The 21495-nt window shown below is 59.9% G+C and carries 15 protein-coding genes and 1 pseudogene; 9 read left to right on the forward strand and 7 right to left on the reverse strand.

Annotated features, from left to right (window positions below):
• Positions 1 to 654 carry an alginate O-acetyltransferase AlgF gene (locus PMA3_RS24655; protein ID WP_064679636.1) on the forward strand — a complete coding sequence of 218 codons (654 nt, stop codon included), beginning with the start codon at positions 1 to 3 and terminating at the stop codon, positions 652 to 654.
• 210 nt (positions 655 to 864) lie between these two features.
• A complete protein-coding gene (locus PMA3_RS24660; RefSeq protein ID WP_064679637.1) occupies positions 865 to 2316 on the forward strand; it encodes a mannose-1-phosphate guanylyltransferase/mannose-6-phosphate isomerase in 1452 nt (483 codons plus the stop codon).
• A 93-nt stretch (positions 2317 to 2409) separates the two neighbouring features.
• Here PMA3_RS24660 and PMA3_RS24665 read toward each other — a convergent pair whose 3' ends face one another.
• The gene (locus tag PMA3_RS24665) at positions 2410 to 5211 is read right to left on the reverse strand and encodes an RHS repeat domain-containing protein (RefSeq protein ID WP_082930414.1); all 2802 of its coding nucleotides are present in this window, start codon (positions 5209 to 5211) and stop codon (positions 2410 to 2412) included.
• Complete coding sequence (locus PMA3_RS24670) at positions 5199 to 6194, reverse strand: hypothetical protein (RefSeq protein WP_152032282.1); 996 nt, start codon at positions 6192 to 6194, stop codon at positions 5199 to 5201. The genes PMA3_RS24665 and PMA3_RS24670 overlap by 13 nt, the downstream gene beginning before the upstream one ends.
• Positions 6195 to 6299: 105 nt before the next feature.
• Between PMA3_RS24670 and PMA3_RS33280 the strand changes: the two are divergent.
• A pseudogene (locus PMA3_RS33280) lies at positions 6300 to 6653 on the forward strand (toxin TcdB middle/C-terminal domain-containing protein); the annotation flags it as partial.
• 267 nt (positions 6654 to 6920) lie between these two features.
• Here the strand turns inward: PMA3_RS33280 and PMA3_RS33460 are convergent.
• Entirely contained in the window at positions 6921 to 9041 is a 2121-nt protein-coding gene (locus PMA3_RS33460; RefSeq protein WP_476748392.1) for a toxin TcdB middle/N-terminal domain-containing protein, read from the reverse strand.
• 10 nt (positions 9042 to 9051) lie between these two features.
• Between PMA3_RS33460 and PMA3_RS24680 the strand changes: the two genes are divergently transcribed.
• From PMA3_RS24680 to PMA3_RS24690, 3 genes are all read left to right on the forward strand, one after another.
• Entirely contained in the window at positions 9052 to 11445 is a 2394-nt protein-coding gene (locus PMA3_RS24680; RefSeq protein ID WP_152032283.1) for a hypothetical protein, read from the forward strand.
• Between the two features lie 120 nt (positions 11446 to 11565).
• Positions 11566 to 12030 carry a hypothetical protein gene (locus tag PMA3_RS24685; RefSeq protein ID WP_064679641.1) on the forward strand — a complete coding sequence of 155 codons (465 nt, stop codon included), beginning with the start codon at positions 11566 to 11568 and terminating at the stop codon, positions 12028 to 12030.
• 76 nt (positions 12031 to 12106) lie between these two features.
• Positions 12107 to 12931, forward strand: a complete 825-nt coding sequence (locus PMA3_RS24690; protein WP_064679642.1) for an SDR family oxidoreductase — start codon at positions 12107 to 12109, stop codon at positions 12929 to 12931.
• Positions 12932 to 13074: 143 nt separating this feature from the next.
• Here the strand turns inward: PMA3_RS24690 and PMA3_RS24695 are convergent, their stop codons facing one another.
• From PMA3_RS24695 to PMA3_RS24710, 4 genes are all read right to left on the reverse strand, one after another.
• A complete protein-coding gene (locus PMA3_RS24695; RefSeq protein WP_064679643.1) occupies positions 13075 to 13938 on the reverse strand; it encodes an efflux RND transporter periplasmic adaptor subunit in 864 nt (287 codons plus the stop codon).
• A gap of 25 nt (positions 13939 to 13963) precedes the next feature.
• On the reverse strand, positions 13964 to 14164 hold the full coding sequence (locus tag PMA3_RS24700) for a DUF1656 domain-containing protein (protein WP_007896379.1): 201 nt from the start codon (positions 14162 to 14164) through the stop codon (positions 13964 to 13966).
• Positions 14154 to 16346, reverse strand: coding sequence for an FUSC family protein (locus tag PMA3_RS24705; RefSeq protein ID WP_064679644.1), 2193 nt, complete (start codon positions 16344 to 16346; stop codon positions 14154 to 14156). Before PMA3_RS24705 ends, PMA3_RS24700 begins: the two co-directional genes overlap by 11 nt.
• A gap of 147 nt (positions 16347 to 16493) precedes the next feature.
• Positions 16494 to 18005, reverse strand: a complete 1512-nt coding sequence (locus PMA3_RS24710) for an efflux transporter outer membrane subunit (RefSeq protein WP_064679645.1) — start codon at positions 18003 to 18005, stop codon at positions 16494 to 16496.
• Between the two features lie 273 nt (positions 18006 to 18278).
• Here PMA3_RS24710 and PMA3_RS24715 point away from each other — a divergent pair, with 273 nt between their 5' ends.
• The 3 genes from PMA3_RS24715 (at position 18279) to PMA3_RS24725 (ending at position 21373) form a co-directional block, all read left to right on the forward strand.
• Positions 18279 to 19247: a LysR family transcriptional regulator gene (locus tag PMA3_RS24715; protein WP_064679646.1), complete on the forward strand. Its 969-nt coding sequence runs from the start codon at positions 18279 to 18281 to the stop codon at positions 19245 to 19247.
• 482 nt (positions 19248 to 19729) lie between these two features.
• The gene (locus tag PMA3_RS24720) at positions 19730 to 20035 is read left to right on the forward strand and encodes a DUF6124 family protein (protein WP_064679647.1); all 306 of its coding nucleotides are present in this window, start codon (positions 19730 to 19732) and stop codon (positions 20033 to 20035) included.
• 363 nt (positions 20036 to 20398) lie between these two features.
• On the forward strand, positions 20399 to 21373 hold the full coding sequence (locus tag PMA3_RS24725) for a 2-hydroxyacid dehydrogenase (RefSeq protein WP_064679648.1): 975 nt from the start codon (positions 20399 to 20401) through the stop codon (positions 21371 to 21373).
• The last annotated feature ends 122 nt before the right edge of the window (positions 21374 to 21495 follow it).

Here is a 21495-nt window from a genome sequence, read left to right on the forward strand (position 1 = left end):
ATGACTTTCACTACTACTCCTCGCCGTCTCGCCAAGACTTTCGCACTCGTCGCTGGCATGAGCGTGTTGTCGATGCAGGCTTTCGCCGGTGACGCCGCGCTCTACGGCCCGACCGCGCCAAAAGGCTCCAGCTTTGTGCGGGTCTACAACGCCGCCAACGCTGAAGTCAGCGCCACGGTCGGCAGCACCAACCTGGCCGAAGTCGCACCGCTGTCCAGCACCGACTTCAGCTTCATGCCTGGCGGCGACTACAGCGCCAAGGTCGGCAGCCAGACCCTGCCGGTGAAACTGGCCGGTGATCACTATTACACCCTGGTCAACAACGCCAGCGGCGCGCCGCAATTGATCGAAGAGCCGCCATTCAAGAACAAGCAGAAGTCCCTGGTTCGCGTACAGAACCTGAGCGACAAGGCCCTGACCCTGAAAACCGCCGACGGCAAGACCGAAGTGGTGCCGAACGTGGCCGCCAAGGGCCGTGGCGAGCGTGAAATCAACCCGGTCAAAGTCAGCCTGGCGCTATACGATGGCGCCAAGAAAGTCGGCGACGTGAAGCCGGTTGCCCTGGAACGCGGTGAAGCCGCCGTGCTGTACGTCACCGGCACCGGCAGCAGCCTGTCGCCAGTCTGGGTAAAACGCCCGGTTTCGACGCGCTAATCAATTTTCCCGGTTGACCCCGCCTCCTGTGGGAGCCGGGCTTGCCCGCGATGCAGGCGACTCGGTGTATCAGATACACCGAGGTGATGCCATCGCAGGCAAGCCAGCTCCCACAGGGACCGAGGTGTCAGTTGGGACACGAAACAAGAAAAAGAGTGAAACGACAGAACGCAGTAGCTCTGACCCAAACGATTTTCAAGGAGTAACAACATGATTCCGGTGATCTTGTCAGGCGGTAGCGGCTCACGTCTTTGGCCGCTTTCGCGTAAGCAGTTCCCCAAGCAATTCCTCGCCCTGACCGGCGAACACACGCTGTTCCAGCAAACCCTGGAACGCCTGGTGTTCGAAGGCATGGACACCCCGATCGTGGTCTGCAACAAGGACCATCGCTTTATCGTCAACGAGCAGCTGGAGGCCCGTAACCTGGACACCCAGCGCATCCTGATGGAACCCTTCGGCCGCAACACTGCGCCGGCGGTGGCCCTGACCGCGATGATGCTGGTCAATGAAGGTCGCGATGAATTGATGCTGGTGCTGCCGGCCGACCACGTGCTCGAAGACCAGAAAGCCCTGCAACGCGCCCTGGCCCTGGCCACCGTCGCTGCCGAAAACGGCGAAATGGTGCTGTTCGGCGTACCGGCCACTAAACCGGAAACCGGCTACGGCTACATCAAGTCGACCAACGACTCGCTGCTGCCCGAAGGCGTCAGCCGTGTCTCGCACTTCGTCGAAAAACCGGACGTGAAACGCGCCACCGAGTTCGTCCAGTCCGGCGGTTACTTCTGGAACAGCGGCATGTTCCTGTTCCGCGCCAGCCGCTTCCTCGAAGAGCTGAAAAAACACGATCCGGACATCTACGACACCTGCGTCCTGACCCTGGAACGCAGCCAGCAGGATGCCGACACCGTCGACATCGATTCCGCGACCTTCGCCTGCTGCCCGGACAATTCCATCGATTACTCGGTGATGGAAAAAACCCAGCGCGCCTGCGTCGTGCCGCTGACCGCGGGCTGGAGCGATGTCGGCTGCTGGTCGTCGCTGTGGGAAGTGAACAAGAAAGACGCCAACGGCAACGTCACCAAAGGCGACGTGGTCATCCAGGACAGCAAGAACTGCATGATCCACGGCAACGGCAAGCTGGTGTCGGTGATCGGCCTGGAAAACATCGTGGTCGTCGAAACCAAGGACGCCATGATGATCGCCCACAAGGACTCGGTCCAGGGCGTGAAACAGATGGTCAACACCCTCAACGCGCAGGGCCGCAGCGAAACCCAGACCCACTGCGAAGTCTATCGTCCGTGGGGCTCCTACGACTCGGTGGACATGGGCGGCCGCTTCCAGGTCAAGCGCATCTCGGTCAAGCCGGGCGCCTGCCTGTCCCTGCAGATGCACCACCACCGCGCCGAACACTGGATCGTGGTCAGCGGCACCGCCGAAGTGACCTGCGACGAGAACGTGTTCCTGCTGACTGAAAACCAGTCGACCTACATCCCGATCGCTTCGGTCCACCGCTTGCGCAACCCGGGCAAGATTTCACTCGAGATCATCGAAGTGCAATCGGGCAGCTATTTGGGCGAAGACGATATCGAGCGGTTTGAAGATATCTATGGTCGTTCCAACCCGATCGAGCGTGGCGTGTCGGTGAAAACCATCGCGCAGTGATTGATCGGCAATACTGCTAAACAAGAAGCCCTCCTCCAGTCGTTGCGTACCTATCCGCAATGGATTGGTTGGAGGGCTTTTTCGCTAGCCGAGTCAGTTTTTGGAAATATTATTCCTGGCCAACGCTTTCCATTTAGTTAGCGATTGATCGGGCATCGGTTTCAACTTACCTGTTCCAAAATAAGCATTCACCAATTCATGTTCCCCAACATGACCTGAATCAATCATAAATTTCGCCATATTTCCTCCCCACTGTACAAACCCCCCATCCAGATTTTTTGTAAAGTAGCCGGTTTTATAGGTCGAGCCGGGATACATTGCATTAAATACTTTTTCGGCAAGATAATCGGTCACATACTCATCATAGTTACTATTGGTTATAGCTGTATCTGTTCCAGCTTGGAACCCAACATGCTGATGGGAAAAAAAATGTAAACTTTCATGAACAACTGTAGAGCGAATTTTATCTACATCCAAACTACCACCCTCAGAGTAATCCGGCGCGGTCACTCCCATATAAACCACGCCTTTAGGCGACGTCCAAGCAGCTGGATGTTCACTGCGCTTCTCCTTATCGAATTTTATTTCGCCTTGCCCAGTGTAAGAATTTATTTTTTCAAAAAGCGCTTCATGCGATACGTCCGCTATAACAATGGGTCTCTCAGGCACTCCAAACATGTGACTGATGGTGTTGGCCAATTTTCCGATATCTACGTAGTCCGTTGACTTCCAAGCTTGTGAGGGTTCATTGCCTGGTAGGTTGGGAGGACTCAATACGATAGGTGAAAATTGATACTGGGCAAGCGACTCTTGAACCTTTCCAGACGAAAACTGCGGTGATCTATCCAGTTTGGATGGCGGTGGAGGTGGAGGTGGCGGTGGAGGTGGCAACGACAATGCAACTGGTTTAGTTGGCGCCAACCCATCGCTATCAATCAACGTTAATGGGTTATTTCTAACCATGCGAAACAGGTTTAACCCATCAATTGTCCCCGCTGGATCAGGACTTGCCCACCGCTGCAACCACGGCACGTAATACCTGAACCCATAATAATAAAGCCCCGTCGCATCCCGCTCCTTGCCCGAGTACCTCAGCGTCTTATAACCGACCTCAACCTCCCCTCTTTCAGCAAACCACGCCGTCGTGCCAAAAGGGTGATAACCCTCCTGGCTGATCACCTCGCCCGCGCTGTCGAGTTCCAGGCTGCAGGAGCCCAGATGATCATTCAGGCTGTAGCGGTATTGATCGCTGACCGTGGCCCTGGAAGGCGCTTGTTCCCAGTGCAGCACCCGTATAGTGCTGCGCCCGGCCTGGACGCTGATCACCTGCAACACTTCACCCGTGCCGCTGTGGGTGCGCAGTTCCAGGTTGGGGAGATAACGCACCTCGGCGCGCAGTGTGAGCGCGTTGGTTTGCGTCAAACTCACTTTGCGCACGCGCATGCCGTCGGCACCGTAGACATAACATTCAACGTCATCAGGACCGGCGTCGCGCGCTACCGGTCGCACTTCGCGCAACTGGTTGCGCAGGTCCCAACTCAAGACTTGCCCCGGTTGCAGACTTAGCAAGTTGCCATTGGCATCAAAGCCTCGGTGAAAATCTTCTTCACCCGGTTCCACACCCTCGTGCACCGGCAAACAGCGATTGCTGTGGACCTGCGCGACCAAGCGATGGCCATGGCTTTGCGGGCCTTCGTGAATCAACTCCAACAAATTTCCGCCCGCATCGTAATGGTAGGTCTGACGGTAATTGGCACGGGGGGCAGGATCGTTAAACGACGAAAACCCTGGACCTCGATTAGCCTCCCCCGCCTCCCACCCTGTGGCTTCGACCAACTGGTACAGGCTGTCATAGCCATACCGGCTGACGGGCTCGATACGCTGGTTGGCGAAGTAGCGAATCGGTTGGGCGGCGTCTTCGATACTCAGCACATTGCCTGCCGCGTCGTACTCATAGCGCAGGTCTTGCAGGGGGGTGTTGCCACGCTTGGCTAGAAGCCGGCTCAGGCGACCGTCCTCGGGCGCGTAGTCCAGCGTGGTGATCACGCCATTGCCGGCGACTTCCCGTGCGGTCTGGCCGTGGGCGTTGTACTCAATGGAGCTGACCAAGGTGATCGGTGCCGTTTCGCTCGCCACTTGCAGGCGAACCTCGCGTAACTGACCGGCGATGGTCTGACTGAACAACTGCCGGTTGTCTTTGGCATCGGTCTGGGCAATCACTTCGCCCAGCCCGTTGTAGCTCGACCGGGTCATTGCCTCTGTGTCGGGTTCCAGCAAGGCGTCGCGATCCGTCTCCCGTTCAGGCCAGTCGGGGGACGCCAGGTCACGCAGCAATTGTCGGGTTTGCTGCAACACCCCGCCGATCACACCATACTCCGCGAACAACTGCGTACCCGCCGGATCGTCGTGACGAATCAATTTTCCGCACTGGTTGTGCGAAGCGCAGGCAGGATCAGCGCCGCCATAGCGGTATCGCTCCGTGCACACGCGCGGGTCATCAGCCCTCTGCTCGAACACTGCTTGCGCACGTAATTGTTCGTCGTATTCCATCCAGCGCTGGCTGCCTCTGCCATCCCAATCCTGCACGGCCTGATCCGCTTCACCCAACAGACTGACACGCCACCCCGCATCAACGCTGGTCGTGCTCAGTACCTTGCCGGACAGGGAGTAACTCGTGGCCAGGTTGGCGGGGGCCGAAGCGTCCGTCACCAACCGCGGGTCCTGCTGGGCAATCGCTCGCCCCGCGGCGTCATGCTGCCGGACAGTCACCCGCGCCTCCGGAAGCAGACTGGTATCCCGTCGCCAGTACGCCACCTGACGTACCGGCAGGCTGCGATTGTCGATGACCGCCAGTCGTGGAGTATGTGAATGAATGCATGGGTTTAATGACTGCATGACGGGCTCCGTTTCTGGAGCGGTGGCTCAAACAGATCATTCTCATCGAAGGCGACGCTGCACCAGACCCAATACCAAGTCTCTCGACGCAACGGTTTCAATTGCGGCGCAGTTCCTTGCAGCATTTGCCTGGCCAATATCGTTTCGGTCGGACGGCCTGCCGCGTCATAAAACTGCTGGTCGTGACAGGCACGTTCGCGCATCGACCGGTCGTTGACGTAACGCGGTTGGTCGGAGAAGTACGGCCTGTAGATCCGCACTTTCTGTCCCTTGTTGTTGTACTCGACCGGTTCACTGATCCGCCAGCGACGCGGCACGTCAGCCTCCTGAGGCGTACCGTCGGGATTGAGCATCAGCTCGCCGTTGTCATCGACCAGCCATGCCATGCCCGGTTCGACTTCATGCCTGGTTTGCAGCACCCTGCCAAAACCATCCAGGCACGAAATGCTCATCCGGACTTGCCGCTCATCGTCGCCGCAGTATCGGTCAGCCAACAGGCCAACGGCGTACACCGGTTCCCGATGCGCCGCGTCGATCTGCGCTTTGAGGACCTGCTCATTCGCATCCGGGTTTTGCAAACCTTCACAATGAAGCCGGGCCCGGTTACAGAGGTGTCCGCTGGGCAACACAAAGCCCTCGGTCCTGGCCCAGACCAACCACTCGGGCGACGGGGGTGCCGTTTGGGAAATGCGGCCCATCCAGCTGAACGTATCCCAGAAACTGGCGCTGGCGAATGGGCCGATGGCGGCTTCAGGATCGGCAATGGCGAGCGCGGGGTCGCGGTTGTCTGGCGGCAAGTACAGGCGCAATGATTTGAAACCGACCGGTTCTCCCAGTTCTGTACCGTAGAAACTGGTTACCTGGGGTTCACCGAATGCGCTGTAACGAGCTTCCTGAACAGTGTGGTTGGCGTCTTCGATGGCAGTTGGCAACAGTGAACGGTAGTCGATGCCGAGGGTGTGGGTGGTGCAGCCGTCTGGCAAGGTGAGCGCCTTGACCAGGCATACGTAGTCATCATAGGTAACCCGGGTAACGCCGTGGGTTTGGGTTTCTTGGAACTGCTTGATGTTAAAAAAACCGTCCAACCCATGGTAAACGGGGAAGCCTCGGTAGACGGACCACAAGTAGTCTTTGGCATCCTCCGGGTTCAGGCGCCCCGTTTCCCCGTCGGGAAGGAACAGCTCCATGATGTGGTAACCCACCTCTTCAAGCTTTTCCTTGAGGTTGAAAGGCGGGTCTTCACGGACGACCCGTTGTGCCAGCACAGCCTCAACCTTGAATGGGACGAGTACGGCAACGTCATCCATGGTGTCGTCGTGCACTACGCCAGGCGTAAAACTGCCGACGACCCGCCGCCCTTCAGTGACGACTTCCAGAAAACCTGGTGGCGGGATGCCCATGACCCCGCTCAACAACACTGGTATCTGACGCAAACCAAAGTGCGCCACATACACCACCTCGGCGAGGATGCACCGAATCCTCAGGCTTGGCGCCTCGGCCTGCCATACCAGCAGCGCACCAATGCACTGGTGCTGGAGAACAAAGCCGCGTTGAGCCCGAACGCCATTCATCATGAAACCATTCTCGAGCGATTCAACGAAGGCGGGGAATGGGCAGCAAAATCGACGCTGACGGGTTTGTCCTTGCAGCGCTACATGGACTCCATCAGCGGTCAGGTCCTGGCCCCGGGCAAGGCGACGTTCGAAGCGTTACCCGCGTATGTGGAAATGGCGGAACTGGACGAAGTTGCGCTGAGCGCTTACGACAGGCTCAAAAACGATGAGGGAGAGGGGCTCGTACTGATAATCGATCGACTCCAGAACCATGGGCTGAAGTACGGCATAGGGCTGATACGTACCACTGGGGTGCAACACGCGCACCAGATAGCGATGCTCTTTGACGGTGTAGGGCACGGCAGTGACCGGATCGTCATCCGCTGCATAGACTTCGGTGCGCAATACCCTGCCACTCAGGGCACGGGCTATTTCGCGGCGGGTTTGCTCGCTGGGTGACAGAAGTGTCTGCGCGGTGCGGTCGTTGAAGTGGTAGTTCTGCAGCAAGGTCGGTCTGAGCGCAATGGCTGAAGGATCGAGCGCGAAGTAACCGTCCCTCGATCCCTCCACGGACTCGCCCGTATGGAACCAGGTCTTGCTCAGGATCGGTGCGGTGAAGCCGGTGCTCGCGCGTTCGGCATGCGTACCTTCCGTATCGGTCTGTGCCAGAAGGTGAAAGCCCCGAAACTCTCGTTCGAAACGGTCGTAATAACCGCCTCGGTATTTGAAACCCTGGGTCAGTCGGTTGCCGGTGATGTCATCGACCTGGGTTTGTCGACTCACCAGATGCATGGCGAACGGCAGATGAGAGACAGGTTGTTCCACTCCATCATCAATTTGCTCCTGCTTCTCGTCCAGCCATTCCTGCGCCGAGCTGCGATAGCTCACGCTGCTGCTGGCGCCCATGTTGTTGCAGGTTCCGTTAAGCAGATAGGGCTTGGCCTCAACGAAATCGTAACGCCAGTGCCGAGGCGTCATGTGGGGCACCGTCAGGATCAGACTGGAACAACCCAGCCCTTGCAGGTCGGCCGTGCTGACCTGGCAGAGCCTGTCGTACCTCACACCTTCTGGCCAGGGAAGATCGACGGAGGTCGGGGGTTTTCCATTCCCGCCGTGGTTGTCGTAGCCGTGACCGGGATGGTTCATGAACACCCGCAGGCGATCGGGTTCCAGATAAATCAGATCGGCCGCACCCGAACCATCGAGATCAGCCAGCAGCACCTGTGAGGCATTGAATTCGGCGTATGCAAAAGGTAAGGCACACAATTTGAAGCCCTTGCCAAAACGCCCATGGCCCAGGTTTGGCCAACATTTGACTTCGTTGTAACGGATGCGCACCAGGTGCTGCTGTCCGCTGCCGATCACATCGGCAAAAGCCACCAGTTCGGTGGGCGTGTTGCTCAGCAGCGGCAGATCATCTTCATCCCGCTCGGCCGATATTCCCCGGCGAGGCACATCGATGCCATCGGCAAATCCTGCTGAGCGACGGTTGGCGTACAGGCGCACGCTGCGAGTACCGATCAGCGCCATGTCACTCAGGCCATCTCCGACCAGGTCGGCCATGCGCGCCATGGGGTGAAAGAACTCGCTGGGGAACGCATCGAAACTCACGAAACCGGACCAGTTGCGGTCCGGGTCGAGCGTGAAAAATCCGCTCAGCCCTGGCCGGGCGATCAGCCAGTCCAGCTTGCCGTCGCCGGTCAGGTCGGTCAGCGACTGGTGAGCGGGCTGGCGGCTGTCAGCCACTGGAATAGACTCCAGCCGTTTCCAGTCGCTGTAACCGACCCCGTCGCCACCCTGCGCGCTGCGCAAGGGTTCGCGGTAGTACCAGGCCTGGTCATATCGACACAGCATTCCGGGCATACCTTCGCCGTACAGGTCCACCATCTGGTATTGCTGCCCATCGTTGAGCCCGGGCATGTCCGGGAACTGCGTGAATCCCCGGTGCGGTGGGTCGAGGTCGAACGCGTTATAGCTGAACTCCATCGGCGGTCGGCTTTCGACCTGGCCCAGGCCGTCATAAGCCTGAACGTGGGCGGCCGTGAGGTGACTGTAGCCCAATGGGCTGGCCCTGAATTCCAGTAACAGGCGCTGAACCAGCACCGGTGTTTCCCCCAATTCGCTGGGGAAATGATGGAACATCAGCACCTGTCGGCACAGGCGCCGGGTGCCCAGTTCGAACCCGTAGGCACAATTCCAGAATACGTCGCTGCGCGGGGTCCACGCTTGGGTTTCCTCGAAAGACGGCGCCGTCTCGAGCTCACCGGGCACCAACACGGTCAAAGTTGTGCAAACCGTGAACGGAATGACTTCCGACCCGAGCGAGCTTTGCACATTTGCAGCGAAACCGCCCCTTCCGGAAATCGATCACCCTGAATATATGGAAGTCACCGACCCTACGACGACGGCTTCAGGTACCGGCCTCGCTGGCGCGACGTTGACACTAACGGTCGATACAGAAGAAGTGTTATCCACTGAAGTGTGTCCCGACGGCACCTGGTCCGGGGTCACTAAACCCCTGCCTCCGGGGTGGTGCGCAATGCCTGTCGTTCAGACCCTGAACGGGCAGTCATCCGACGCGCTCGGGCGTGTTCGCAATTTCAAGGTCAAACCGCCCAAACCATCGATCACCGCTCCCACCGACCCCGTCGCAGCGGATGACCCACTGACCATTACCGGTGTTTATAACGGCACCGTCGCCCTGCAAATGCGCAGTGCGACAGGTACCGAGATACCCGGCTTCTTCAGTCCCACAGGCGATACCCGCACCTTCACGCCGGAAGAGGAATGGGCGCCGGGCACCAACAGGGTCACGGTTGTGCAAACCGTGAACGGCGCGACGTCCGATCCAAGCGATGAATGCATCTTCACTGTCGAAGAAGGGGATAAACCCGAAGCGCCCCGATTCGAGCTGCCTTACGCACACACCAAAACCTCGACACGTCCGACCATCAAGGTTACCGGCCTGCCGCTTGCGCTGATAACCGTTCGGCTCGCGGACGCAGCAGTGCTGCACTCAGAGGCTGCGGATGCCGATGGCATCCTCGAGTTCAGGGTCGATCCGCCCTTGATACCTGGCGATAACGCTCTTGAGGTCAAACAGAAAGGTAATGGCCCGGAATCCCACTGGAGTGAACCTCATCCGTTCATCGTAAAAGAGCCGCCGAGCATTCCCGTGATCAAAGCGCCGGGAAATGGCCAGTCTACCCCGCGTAAACCTGTGATCAGAGGCGAAGGTGAAACGCGAGGGCACATACTCCTGCGCCATGAGAATGACCCCGAGAACCTGATTGACACCATCGTTGGCCGGCGTAACTGGACCTGGACGGCCAAGGAGGCTTGGCCCGTCGGTGATTACTCCATTCAGGTCAAGCAGACAGACGACGGTGACAGTTCTGAATGGTCGCTACCGCGCAAGTTCAAAGTCGTCCAGGCTCTGTTCGGGATTGGCGACGCCGGCCCGGTCCTCGGCCAGCCCGTGGTGGGCACCGGACAGAGCACGCTGTTGCGGGTTCAGGTAATAGTGGGTGACACCGGTGCGGTGGCCGGAGGAGTGACGGTCGAATGGCGCATCAGCGGCGAGCAGGACGTCATCGCGACGACAGAGACCGACCAACAAGGCTGGGCCCGTTATCTCTACACGCCTGACGCCGCCGGCAAACACGAAGTGCTGGCCGATATCACCACTGCGAATCAGGGCGTGGTAATGACACAGCTCTTTGAAGTGACCGCCTTGGCGCAAGACGCGTGGGCGCAGGAAGCTCAGCTTTATCTGGACGGTGAACGGGTTGATTTGGCCATGGGAGACCTGGTTCTGTTAAGGGGCAAATCCAGTGAGCTGGAGCTGAGGGTCAACACTGGCAGCCGGCTGATTGGCTCCAGTGTCACGCTGCAGGACCTGTGGGGCGCGGCGGAACTGGACCTCAAATGTGTTCCGGAGCTGGGAGCGCCGCAGCCGGTAGAGGAAGGGAAACCCGTACGTTGGTCCATTGTGTCCGAAGCGCGGGAAAGCGGCTTTTTCGGCTTGAACCTGACCAGCCCTGCCCTGCCGGACTGGCAGTTGCCGGGGCGGGTGGAAACTGGAGACTTTGCGCAAGCCCTGGATGTTGAGTTTGATACGTTCCCTGCGGCGTTCGGAGGCGATCCGGTCTATCCCTGCCACGGTGCGACGCATACCTTTATTGTGCAGCCTAAAAGCGGCAGTCCATTGCTTGGCAAACATGTGACACTGGAATTGACTCAAGAAACCGCGGATCTCGGGGTCATTGTGAGCCCTGGGCCGGACGCGCCTCAAGAGGTGGGTGCAAACGGAGTCAGCTGGACGCTGGATTGCGTCGGTAGCAGTAATAACGGCGACTTTGCAGTGCGCTTGAAGGTACAGGAGTGGGATTTCAGCTCTTCAGCGTTGCCAATGTCTCTGGGGCATAACAAAGTAAAAATAACTGAAAGGTTTGGCCCTAAGGAGATGGGAGGGGCTGCGGGTTACTGGAGGTATGGCATTCGTGCAACGTCAACATTTACGGGGGTGCCGGCAGCGCGTGTACCGGTAACGATCCTGTCGTCAGATGGCCCTCCGACCGAAACTGTTACTAACAGCAATGGTTGGTGTTACATCAACTATTACAAAGAGGCACCCAAGTCTTTGAAAATTACTAACCGGTATGACGGAAGTACCGCCTGACCATCGCTACAGCCCTGAAACAATTAGCGCCCTTTTCGCAAGACAAGGGCGTTTCTTTTTAATGGTCAATAGCGACTGCGCTTGGGTAGGATGACTGTCTCCCTCTCGAGGTTTCGCGTCATGTTCATCGGCGTCCTGCTGGTCATCACCTGGCTGATCCTGTTACTGCGCTATCCGGCCAAGGCCTTGCCTGTCTCCGTGGCCGCCGCCATCGGATTGGGCGTGGTGGCCACCTGGGTGATCTGGGCGGACAACCGCGAGGTCAAGCAACTGGCGAGGCTGGAGTTGCGCATCACCTACGCGCCTGAACAGTGCCCGGCGGATCGTCCGCTGAAGCTGACCATGAACAATGGCAACGACGTGCCCCTGACCGAGTTGCGCTGGCGTGTTGCGGCTTACGCGCCGGGCGATACGGTGAACCTGGCCGACAATCAATACGCCGCGCCCCGCTATCGTGGGCCTGGGGAACTGCAGGCTGGTGCAAGCTGGGACGATTGCTTGCCGATCCCGCCATTGCGCCCCGGCTATCGCCCGCAAACCCTGGAGTTTCGCGCCGAGCGCTTGCAGGGTAATTTTGCTGACTGATCGCATTATCGTTCATCGCGAGGTCGGATCGCCCGCGCCTGCACATCACACCTTTCTATTGCACAAGGACCGCGCCATGCCCGTTGCGTTGATTACCGGATGTTCCAGCGGCATTGGCCGCGCCCTGGCCGATGCCTTTAAAGGTGCCGGTTACGAAGTCTGGGCCAGCGCCCGCAAGGCTGAAGACGTCGCGACTCTGGCGGCGGCCGGGTTTACCGCCGTGCAACTGGACGTCAACGATGGCGCGGCACTCGAACAGTTGGGCAAACGGATCAACCAGCAACGTGGCGGTCTTGACGTGCTGATCAATAACGCCGGTTACGGCGCGATGGGCCCGCTGCTCGATGGCGGTGTGCCGGCCATGCAGCGCCAGTTCGAAACCAATGTATTCGCCATTGTCGGCGTGACCCGCGCGATGTTCCCGGTGCTGCGTCGCGCCAAAGGATTAGTCGTGAATATTGGCAGTGTGTCCGGGGTTCTGGTGACGCCATTCGCCGGTGCTTACTGTGCGTCAAAAGCCGCCGTGCATGCCTTGAGCGATGCACTGCGCATGGAACTGGCGCCCATGGGTATTCGCGTCATGGAAGTTCAACCGGGGGCTATCGCGTCCAGTTTCGCCAGGAATGCCGGGCATGAAGCCGAGCAATTGATCAGCGAACAATCGCCGTGGTGGCCCCTGCGTGAAGGCATACGGGCACGGGCCAAGGCGTCCCAGGACAACCCGACCCCGGCGGGTGAATTTGCCGCCGGTTTGCTCAAGGCTGTGCAGCAAGGCAAACCGCCAAGGCTGGTGCGCCTGGGCAATGGCAGCCGGGCGTTGCCGTTGTTGGCGGGGTTGGTGCCCAAGGGGCTGCTGGAGTCGGGGTTGATGAAGCGGTTCGGGTTGAGGGGGCAGCTCTGAGACCGAGTCGCCGCCATCGCGGGCAAGCCCGCTCCCACAAGGTTCTGCTGGATGGCACAGATAGTATTACCACCAAAGATCCCTGTGGGAGCGGCGGTGCGACGATTCGACTTGCCCGCGATGGGCGCGACTCGGTCTACCGGTTATGCACCATCGCCTTGCTTGACCACCACCGTACACGTAATCCCCGCCGCCAACAGCACCCCCTCCGGCACTTGATCGATGTGAATCCGCACCGGCACTCGCTGGGCCAGGCGCACCCAGTTGAAGGTCGGGTTCACATCCGCGATCAGCTCACGGCTCTCAGGGTTATCACGGTCATAGATGCCCCGGGAAATACTCTCCACGTGTCCTTTCAACACTTCTCCGCTCATCAACTGCATGTCGGCCTTATCGCCCACTCGCACGTGGGGCAATTTGGTTTCCTCGAAGAAGCCATAGACCCAGAACGAATTCATATCGACCACGGCCATTTTCGCTTCACCGATGCGCGCGTAATCGCCGCGATGCACGTTGAGGTTGGTCACGTAGCCGTCCACCGCGGCGCGCACTTCGGTGCGTTTGAGGTTCAATTGTGCGGCTTCGAGCTGGGCCTGGGCGTGTTGGTAATCGGCCAGGGCCGAGTCGGCGATGTTGCTGGCGTCGTCGCGGTTTTCCCTGGAGATCACCAGGTTGTCCATGTCGGCACGGCGATGGGCGTTGACCTTGCGCATTTCCCAGGTCGACTTGCGTGAGGCCACCAGGGACTGCGCCTGTTTCACCGCAATGCGGTAGTGCTCGGGATCGATGCGCATCAGCAGATCGCCCTTCTTCACCAACTGGTTATCGCGCACCGGTACATCCACCACTTCCCCGGTGACGTCGGCGGCGACGTTGATGATGTCGGCGCGTACCCGGCCATCACGGGTCCATGGCGTATTCATGTAGTGCTCCCACAGGGTGCGGCCGATCCAGATCGCGAGGACCAGCACCAGCAAGGTGGCGAGCAGGCTGAAAAGCTTTTTCATCAAGGCCTTCTTCAGTGATAGAGAGTCAACGGTAGACAGTCAGCGCCAGGGCGCCGAACAGACAGGTAAACAGGCTCAGGCGCAGCAGTGCCGGGTGCCAGAAGAAGCGGTACAGATCGAACCCGGACAGGAATCGGTCCAGCGCCCAGGCCAGCGCCGCGGCGATGAAGAACATCAGCGTCATGGTCGGCATGTAGACGCCGTGGAAGGCGATTTCACGGGGCATGTTCAAGTCCTTGAGGCGGGGTGCTGGCGTAAGCCGCGAGCGGCGATTGCGGATCGAGCAGCGAGGTGCGGATGAAGTGCAGGTAGCTCTTTACCCGGCGCAATGCCGAAGTGTCGAAGTGCGGGGCGAAGGGTTCGTCGGTGGCTTGCACGCGGCTGATGGCGTGGTCCACGGCGATCAACCCGCGTTGCAGATTGCTCTGGCTCGGTTGCAGAAACAGCCGCACCAGCGAGCGGCCCATCACCCGGATCGCCTGACGCCACGGCTGCGATTCGGCGTAGGCAGGATGCACCGGCAGAATTGCCTGCTCCTTGCGCAACTCGATGATTGCGTGACCGACTTCCAGCACCACGAACATCCAGCGCAGCAAGTCCCGTTGCACCTGCGGCTGACCCGTGGCGAGACCATAGGCCTGGTGCAGCAAATCCCGCGTGCTGCTTTCAAAACCCGACGCCAGGCCTTTGAGCTTGCCGCTGATCGCATACACCACTTGCCCGCGCAGATCCTGCTCCAGCCGACGCCACAACCAGCGGCTGTTGGGCGGCAGGATGATCGCCCCGGCTGCGGCGCAGACCAGCATGCCGAGCACCATGGCGATGTAGTCGTTGATAAAGGCGTAGGGGTTGTAGACGGTGAGGTTGTCCGGCACCGAACCGGTGCTGAAGAAGATCAACAAACCCAGACCGACACCGGCGTATTGCGGCCGCGACGACAGGAACGAACCCAGCACAATCACCGGTGCGAGCATCACGCACAGCAAGGGAAAACCATCGATCCACGGGAAGATGAAAAACATCTCGACGAAGCCGATCAGCGCCCCCAGGAAGGTGCCGCAAGCCATCTGGAACGCCATGCGTTTCGGGTTCGGTGTCGCGGCGGACAGTCCGACCGTAGCCGCCGCGATGAGGGTCATGGTCGCCCCGCTCGGCCACGCCGTCGCCACCCAGTAACTGCCCAGCACCACCAGAATGAACGCCGCGCGAATCCCCGATGCGGCGGATGCCAGCCAGTTGGTTTGCGGGGTGAACGGTTCGTCCCATTGTTCCCGTTCATGGGTGTGATCGGCCAGGGAGGCATGGGTCTGTGCATAACCGTGCAGATCGTCGACGAAGCGATAGAGCAGTTCGTAGGCGGTGTGAAAATCCAGCTGCTCGGCGTCGCTCGGATCGCTCTGCTGAAACGTCGCTCGCAGGCTGCGGACTTTCGCCGGCAAGTCTGCCTTGTAACTCGTCAATGCAGATGTCAGCCGTGCGGCGTCGGGACTGGTCAGGGCGCGCCCGCTGAAACCGTCGAGCAATTCGGCGAGGTCCTGCAGACCCGGCTTGATCGCCGCGACCACGTGATCGGTGCCATTGCTGCGCAAGCGTTCGAGCAATTGGTGCAGAGCGTTGAACCGGGTGGTGATACCCATGAACTCACTGTTCAAGCGACTGAGCCGACCGTTGCGCCGACGCATGTGCGGATCTTCGAAAACCGTGACGCTGCGCAGCCCTTCCAGGCCTACAGCCTCGGCGATAAAGCGCACGTTGCTCGCTTCGAACGCGTCGCGCTGGCTGCGCCCGCGCAAGCCATCGGTGACGAACAAGGCGAACACGCCGAAGCGCTGATACAGGGCATTGCGCATCGCGGCGCTGGCGGTTTGCGGCAGGATCGCGGCGCTGACCACGGTGGCGCAGAGAATCCCCAGGGAGATTTCCAGCACCCGCCACACGGCGGCCATGAACGCGCCGTCCGGGTGTGCCAGCGCAGGCAGTCCCACCATCGCGGCGGTGTACCCGGCGAGTACAAAACCATAGGCGCGAAAGTTGCGATAACGCGCCGCGCCAGCCGAGCAAATGCCCACCCAGATCGCCAGCGAACCGAGGAACAATTCAGTGTTTTGCGCGAACAAGGCAATCAGCGCAACCATCACCGCCGAGCCGGTCAATGTGCCGAGGAAACGATAGAAACTCTTGGCGAACACCTGGCCGCTTTGCGGCTGCATGACGATGAACACGGTGATCATCGCCGTGCGCGGTTGCGGCAATTCCAGGCGCATGGCCAGCCACAACGTCAGGAACGCCGCCAACAGCACTTTGAAAATGTACACCCAGGTCACGCCATCGCTGCGTGCCCAGTCGAAAAAGCCCCGGCGCCATTCCAGGGAATACAGCCAGCGCAAGGGTGCGGGCAAGGGGGTCATCAGATCCTGCTTATTGGACGAGGTTTATGCGGCGAAAACAGATCCCCTGTAGGAGCTGGCTTGCCAGCGAAGGCGGTGTGTCAGTCGATACATGTTTCAACTGACACACCGCTTTCGCTGGCAAGCCAGCTCCTACAGGGACTATGTTCAATTCGAGAGGCTCTTAAGCAGGGCCGGGGTTTTCGGTGCGGCGGTCTGGCTGTCTTTCGGCACGTCGTTACCCGCGCCCAACCCACCGCCGAGCGCTGTCACCAATTCGGCATGGGCGCTGAGGCGCGAGGCCTGGACCTGTTGTTGGACTTGCTGCTGCTTGAACAACAGGGTCTGGGCGTTGAGCACGTTGAGGTAATCGGTGAGCCCGCGTTGGTAAGCGATCATCGCGATGTCATAGGTCTTCTGCGCGGCGGCCACCGATTCGGCGGCGAAGCTTTTCTGCTTGTCCATGGACTCGCGGCGGATCAACTGGTCGGAGATGTTCTTCAGCGCATTGACCAGCGTCTGGTTGTACCTGGCCACGGCGATGTCATACCCGGCCGAAGCTTCGCCCAGCTCCGAGCGCAACCGACCGCCATCGAAGATCGGCAACGAGATCGCCGGGCCGACGCTGTAGTTGAGTTTCTTGCCGGTCAAAAACTCCAGCGCCCCGCCGCCGGTGGCCATGTAGCCGAGGCTGCCAACCAGGTCGACGTTGGGATAGAAGCCGGCATGGGCGACATCGATACCCCGCGCCTGGGCCGCCACTTGCCAGCGGCTGGCGACCACGTCCGGACGCTGTCCGAGCAGTTGCGCCGGCAACGACGACGGCAGTTTCAGCGCCGCGCCCAACGACAGCGTCGGCCGTTGCAACTGCGCGCCCTCGCCCGGCCCTTTGCCAGCCAAGGCGGCCAGTTGATTACGGCTCAGGGCGATTTCCTCGTCCAGCGCATCGATCTGGCGATGGGTTTCCGGCAACGGCGTTTCAGCCTGGCTGACTTCGAAATGCGTGCCGATGCCGCCGTCCAGGCGTTTTTGGGCGAGGTCGAGAATTTGCTGCTGCTGTTTCAGCGTCGCGGCGACGATGTCCCGTTGCGCGTAATGCAATGAGAGTTCGATGTAGGCGCGCACCATGTTGTTCTGCAGTTCGAGCCGGGCCAGGCGCGCTTCGGCGGCACTCATGTGGGCCAGGTCCACGGCGCGTTCGGTGGCATTGCTTTCGCGCCCCCAGAGATCGAGTGCGTAACTGAAGCCCAGCGCCGCATTGTTGTCCCAGGTGGTGGTGTCGGCCAGGTCGCCGGGGCCGTAAAACTGATCGGTGGGCCAGTTGTGGCGCTTGAGGGTGGACTCGCCATTGACCTGCAGCGACTCGGCGGACTGCGCGATACCTGCCAGGGATTTGGCCTGACGCACCCGGGCAGCGGCCATGGCGATGGTCGGGCTGCCTTGCACGGCGAGGTCGATCCAACGGTTCAGTTGCGGGTCGCCATACGCCTGCCACCATTGCGCGGTGGGCCAGTGAGCGTCCTGCGCAGCGCTCTGGATGGCTTCGTCGGTGGCCAGTGAGTCGGCCTCCAGTGCCTTGCCCTGGGGGGCAATACCTCCGGTTCCGATGCAGCCACTGATTGCCAGGGTTAAAGCCAAAACACTGAGCGTCTTTAGCGCTCTGTTGATGCGACGGGGCACTGCTGCGATTTCCTGAAAGAAGAGGGTGCCCCTGTAGGAGCCAGGCTTGCCGGCGAAGAACGATGACGCGGTGCATCTGTTGTACCGCGTCATCGTTCTTCGCCGGCAAGCCTGGCTCCTACAGAAGCAGGCGCAATTCTAGGGTGCGGCGGGAAAGGCGATAAGTCGGGATTCTTGCGAATCTTTGTTACCGTTAACGCGATAATCCCTTTGTCGGGGTCTCAGCCACTGAAACTTCGTGTCACAATTTGCCATCGAACCCGAGAGCACCCCATGGACACTTTGCAAAACATGCGCGCCTTCAGTTACGTGGCCGAGGCCGGCAGCTTCACCGCCGCCGCCGTGCAACTCGACACCACCACGGCCAACGTCTCGCGCGCGGTCTCCAACCTGGAAGCCCACCTGCAAACCCGCCTGCTCAACCGCACCACTCGCCGCATTGCCCTGACCGAAGCCGGCAAACGCTACCTGTTGCGCTGCGAGCAGATCCTGGCCTATGTCGAAGAAGCCGAAGCCGAAGCCAGCGACGCCCACGCGCGCCCGGCCGGGCAACTCAAGGTGCACACCATGACCGGCATCGGTCAGCACTTCGTGATCGACGCCATCGCCCGCTACCGCAAGACTCACCCGGACGTCACCTTCGACCTGACCCTGGCCAACCGCGTACCGGACCTGTTGGACGAGGGCTACGACGTGTCCATCGTCCTCGCCAGCGAACTGCCGGATTCGGGTTTCGTCTCCCAACGCCTGGGCATCACCTACAGCATCGTTTGCGCCTCGCCGGCCTATGTAAAAGCCAACGGCTGCGCCCATAAACCCAGCGACCTGCTCAACCACGCCTGCCTGCGCCTGGTCAGCCCGGTGATCCCTCTGGAAAAATGGAGCTTCGACGGCCCGGAAGGCCAGGAAATGGTCACCATCAATAGCTCGCCGTTTCTGGTGAACTCCGCCGACGCGATGAAAACCGCGATCACCAGCGGCATGGGGGTTGGCGTGTTGCCGGTGTATGCGGCCATTGAAGGGCTGCGCAATGGCACGCTGGTGCGGGTGATGCCGAACTACCGCTCCCAGGAATTGAACCTGTATGCGATCTACCCGTCGCGACAGTACCTGGATGCGAAGATCAAGACCTGGGTCGAGTACTTGCGCGGGTCGTTGCCGGAGATATTGGCGGCGCATCAGGCGGAACTGGCGGCGTATGAGTTGAGTGGGAGTCTGGGTGGGGTTCGGTTGGCGAATTGACCACCGATTACTGTCGTACTGACCACCGACTACTGGCGTACTGACCACCGACTACTGGCGTACTGACCACCGATTACTGTAGGAGCGAGCTTGCTCGCGAAGGACGTCAACGATGACGCGGGTAGTCTGAATGCACGCGGCGCCCTTGCGTTTTTCGCGAGCGAGCTCGCTCCTACAAAAGGTGTGGTGTCCTAGGATGTTTCCGACACGTTCTGTCGGTTGCCGGGTGGGAAGCGAAATCGGTAGGCTTTGGGGGTCGCTGACGAATCAGCGACCGGGTCTGGAAAACCCGAATTTGGATTGCAGCACATGACATAATGCGGCGCTTTTTGCTTCGTAGTTGTAAGTCATGGCGGCTGTACGTGGGAGACCTTCGGGTCTGCCGGGTTCTATCCTTCTCGGTTTTTCCAGTCCGCGTACAGCTGCCACCCTTTGTCTGGAAAACGAAAAGTGGCAGCTCCTAGTCTCTAAGGATATTTGCCATGAAAAAGCCATCACCTAATCCGCCAGATGCAGAAATCACCTCGCCCCAAAAACCACTCACCCTAAAAGCCTCCATCCCGCCCCACACACCCAGCCATCTATTCGTCGTTGCCCCCAACATCAACACCGAAACCCTATTAGTTCACGCCACCGAATCCCTCGCCTCGGCCAGTGTCATGGCCAGTGACCTCGCCGGATTCCTCGAAGGCCCGCATCGCAATACCCTGTTGGGCATCCAGCAGGTGATCATGCTGGGTGAACTGGCCGTCAATCGCGCGCTGGACAATGTCGATCCGCAGGATTAAAAATCCGCGTCAGACCCTGTAGGAGCCGGCTTGTCGGATCGCCGCACCGCAGCGAAGACGGCGGCACATCCAGCATTGATGTGACTGACAGGACGCCTTCGCTGGCAAGCCAGCTCCTACAGTTGATTTTCAGCGAACATAAAATCGCTAAACAACACCAATCCCCTGTAGGAGCCGGCTTGCCGGCGAAGGCGTCATCACGGCCGCCACAAGACTCAAGGACGCCTTCGCTGCGGTGCGGCGATCCGACAAGCCAGCTCCTACAGGGAATGCGTACATCCGACGCATTCAGGTACTCGCACAACGTCCGGGAAGAATGTTAGCGTGCTTGGCATTCACCAAGCCCGACGAGCCCTTCCCCCCATGAAAAAGACCGTCCTCGCCTTCAGCCGCGTCACCCCGGCAATGATCGAACGCCTCAAGCAGGACTTCGACGTCATCGTGCCGAATCCGAAAAACGGCGACATCAATGCCCAGTTCAACGAAGCCCTGCCCCACGCCCACGGCCTGATCGGTGTCGGTCGCAAACTCGGTCGCGCCCAGCTGGAAAATGCCGCCAAACTGGAGGTCGTCTCCAGCGTCTCGGTCGGCTACGACAACTATGATGTCGCCTACTTCAACGAACGCGGGATCATGCTCACCAACACCCCCGACGTCCTCACCGAAAGCACCGCCGACCTGGCCTTCGCCCTGCTCATGAGCAGTGCCCGGCGCGTTGCGGAACTGGACGCCTGGACCAAGGCCGGCCAATGGCAAGCCACCGTCGGCGCGCCGTTGTTCGGATGCGATGTACACGGCAAGACCCTGGGCATCGTCGGCATGGGCAACATCGGCGCCGCCATTGCCCGCCGCGGGCGCCTGGGCTTCAACATGCCGATCCTCTACAGCGGTAACAGCCGCAAGACCGAACTGGAACACGAATTGGGCGCACAGTTTCGCAGCCTGGACCAATTGCTGGCCGAAGCCGATTTCATCTGCCTGGTGGTGCCGCTCAGCGAAAAGACCCGACACCTGATCAGCCACCGCGAACTGGCGCTGATGAAACCGAGCGCCATTCTGGTCAACATCTCGCGCGGTCCGGTCGTCGACGAGCCGGCGTTGATCGAAGCCCTGCAGAACAACCGTATTCGGGGCGCGGGGCTGGATGTCTATGAGAAAGAACCGCTGGCCGAATCGCCGCTGTTCCAATTGAAGAACGCTGTCACGTTGCCGCACATCGGCTCTGCGACCCATGAAACCCGCGAAGCGATGGCCAATCGGGCCCTGAGCAATTTGCGTAGCGCCTTGCTGGGTGAGCGCCCGCAGGACCTGGTCAACCCACAGGTCTGGAAGGGCTGAAAACACCACGGCACGTCCGGATGGACGTGCCATCTCCATAATGGCCACTTCAATGCTTGGCAACTGACAACGACCTCCCCAGTCGATTTCTCGGCGATGTAGCGATATCCATCGCCAGAAGA

The sequence above is a fragment of the Pseudomonas silesiensis genome (genome assembly GCF_001661075.1).
Lineage (GTDB): Bacteria > Pseudomonadota > Gammaproteobacteria > Pseudomonadales > Pseudomonadaceae > Aquipseudomonas > Aquipseudomonas silesiensis.

Bases quoted from the DNA above. Each gene is read 5' to 3' on its own strand.
- PMA3_RS24655 (WP_064679636.1), top strand. From the start codon at position 1: ATGACTTTCACTACTACTCCTCGCCGTCTCGCCAAGACTTTCGCACTC.
- PMA3_RS24660 (WP_064679637.1), top strand. From the start codon at position 865: ATGATTCCGGTGATCTTGTCAGGCGGTAGCGGCTCACGTCTTTGGCCG.
- PMA3_RS24665 (WP_082930414.1), bottom strand. From the start codon at position 5,211: ATGCAGTCATTAAACCCATGCATTCATTCACATACTCCACGACTGGCG.
- PMA3_RS24685 (WP_064679641.1), top strand. From the start codon at position 11,566: ATGTTCATCGGCGTCCTGCTGGTCATCACCTGGCTGATCCTGTTACTG.
- PMA3_RS24690 (WP_064679642.1), top strand. From the start codon at position 12,107: ATGCCCGTTGCGTTGATTACCGGATGTTCCAGCGGCATTGGCCGCGCC.
- PMA3_RS24695 (WP_064679643.1), bottom strand. From the start codon at position 13,938: ATGAAAAAGCTTTTCAGCCTGCTCGCCACCTTGCTGGTGCTGGTCCTC.
- PMA3_RS24700 (WP_007896379.1), bottom strand. From the start codon at position 14,164: ATGCCCCGTGAAATCGCCTTCCACGGCGTCTACATGCCGACCATGACG.
- PMA3_RS24705 (WP_064679644.1), bottom strand. From the start codon at position 16,346: ATGACCCCCTTGCCCGCACCCTTGCGCTGGCTGTATTCCCTGGAATGG.
- PMA3_RS24715 (WP_064679646.1), top strand. From the start codon at position 18,279: ATGGACACTTTGCAAAACATGCGCGCCTTCAGTTACGTGGCCGAGGCC.
- PMA3_RS24720 (WP_064679647.1), top strand. From the start codon at position 19,730: ATGAAAAAGCCATCACCTAATCCGCCAGATGCAGAAATCACCTCGCCC.
- PMA3_RS24725 (WP_064679648.1), top strand. From the start codon at position 20,399: ATGAAAAAGACCGTCCTCGCCTTCAGCCGCGTCACCCCGGCAATGATC.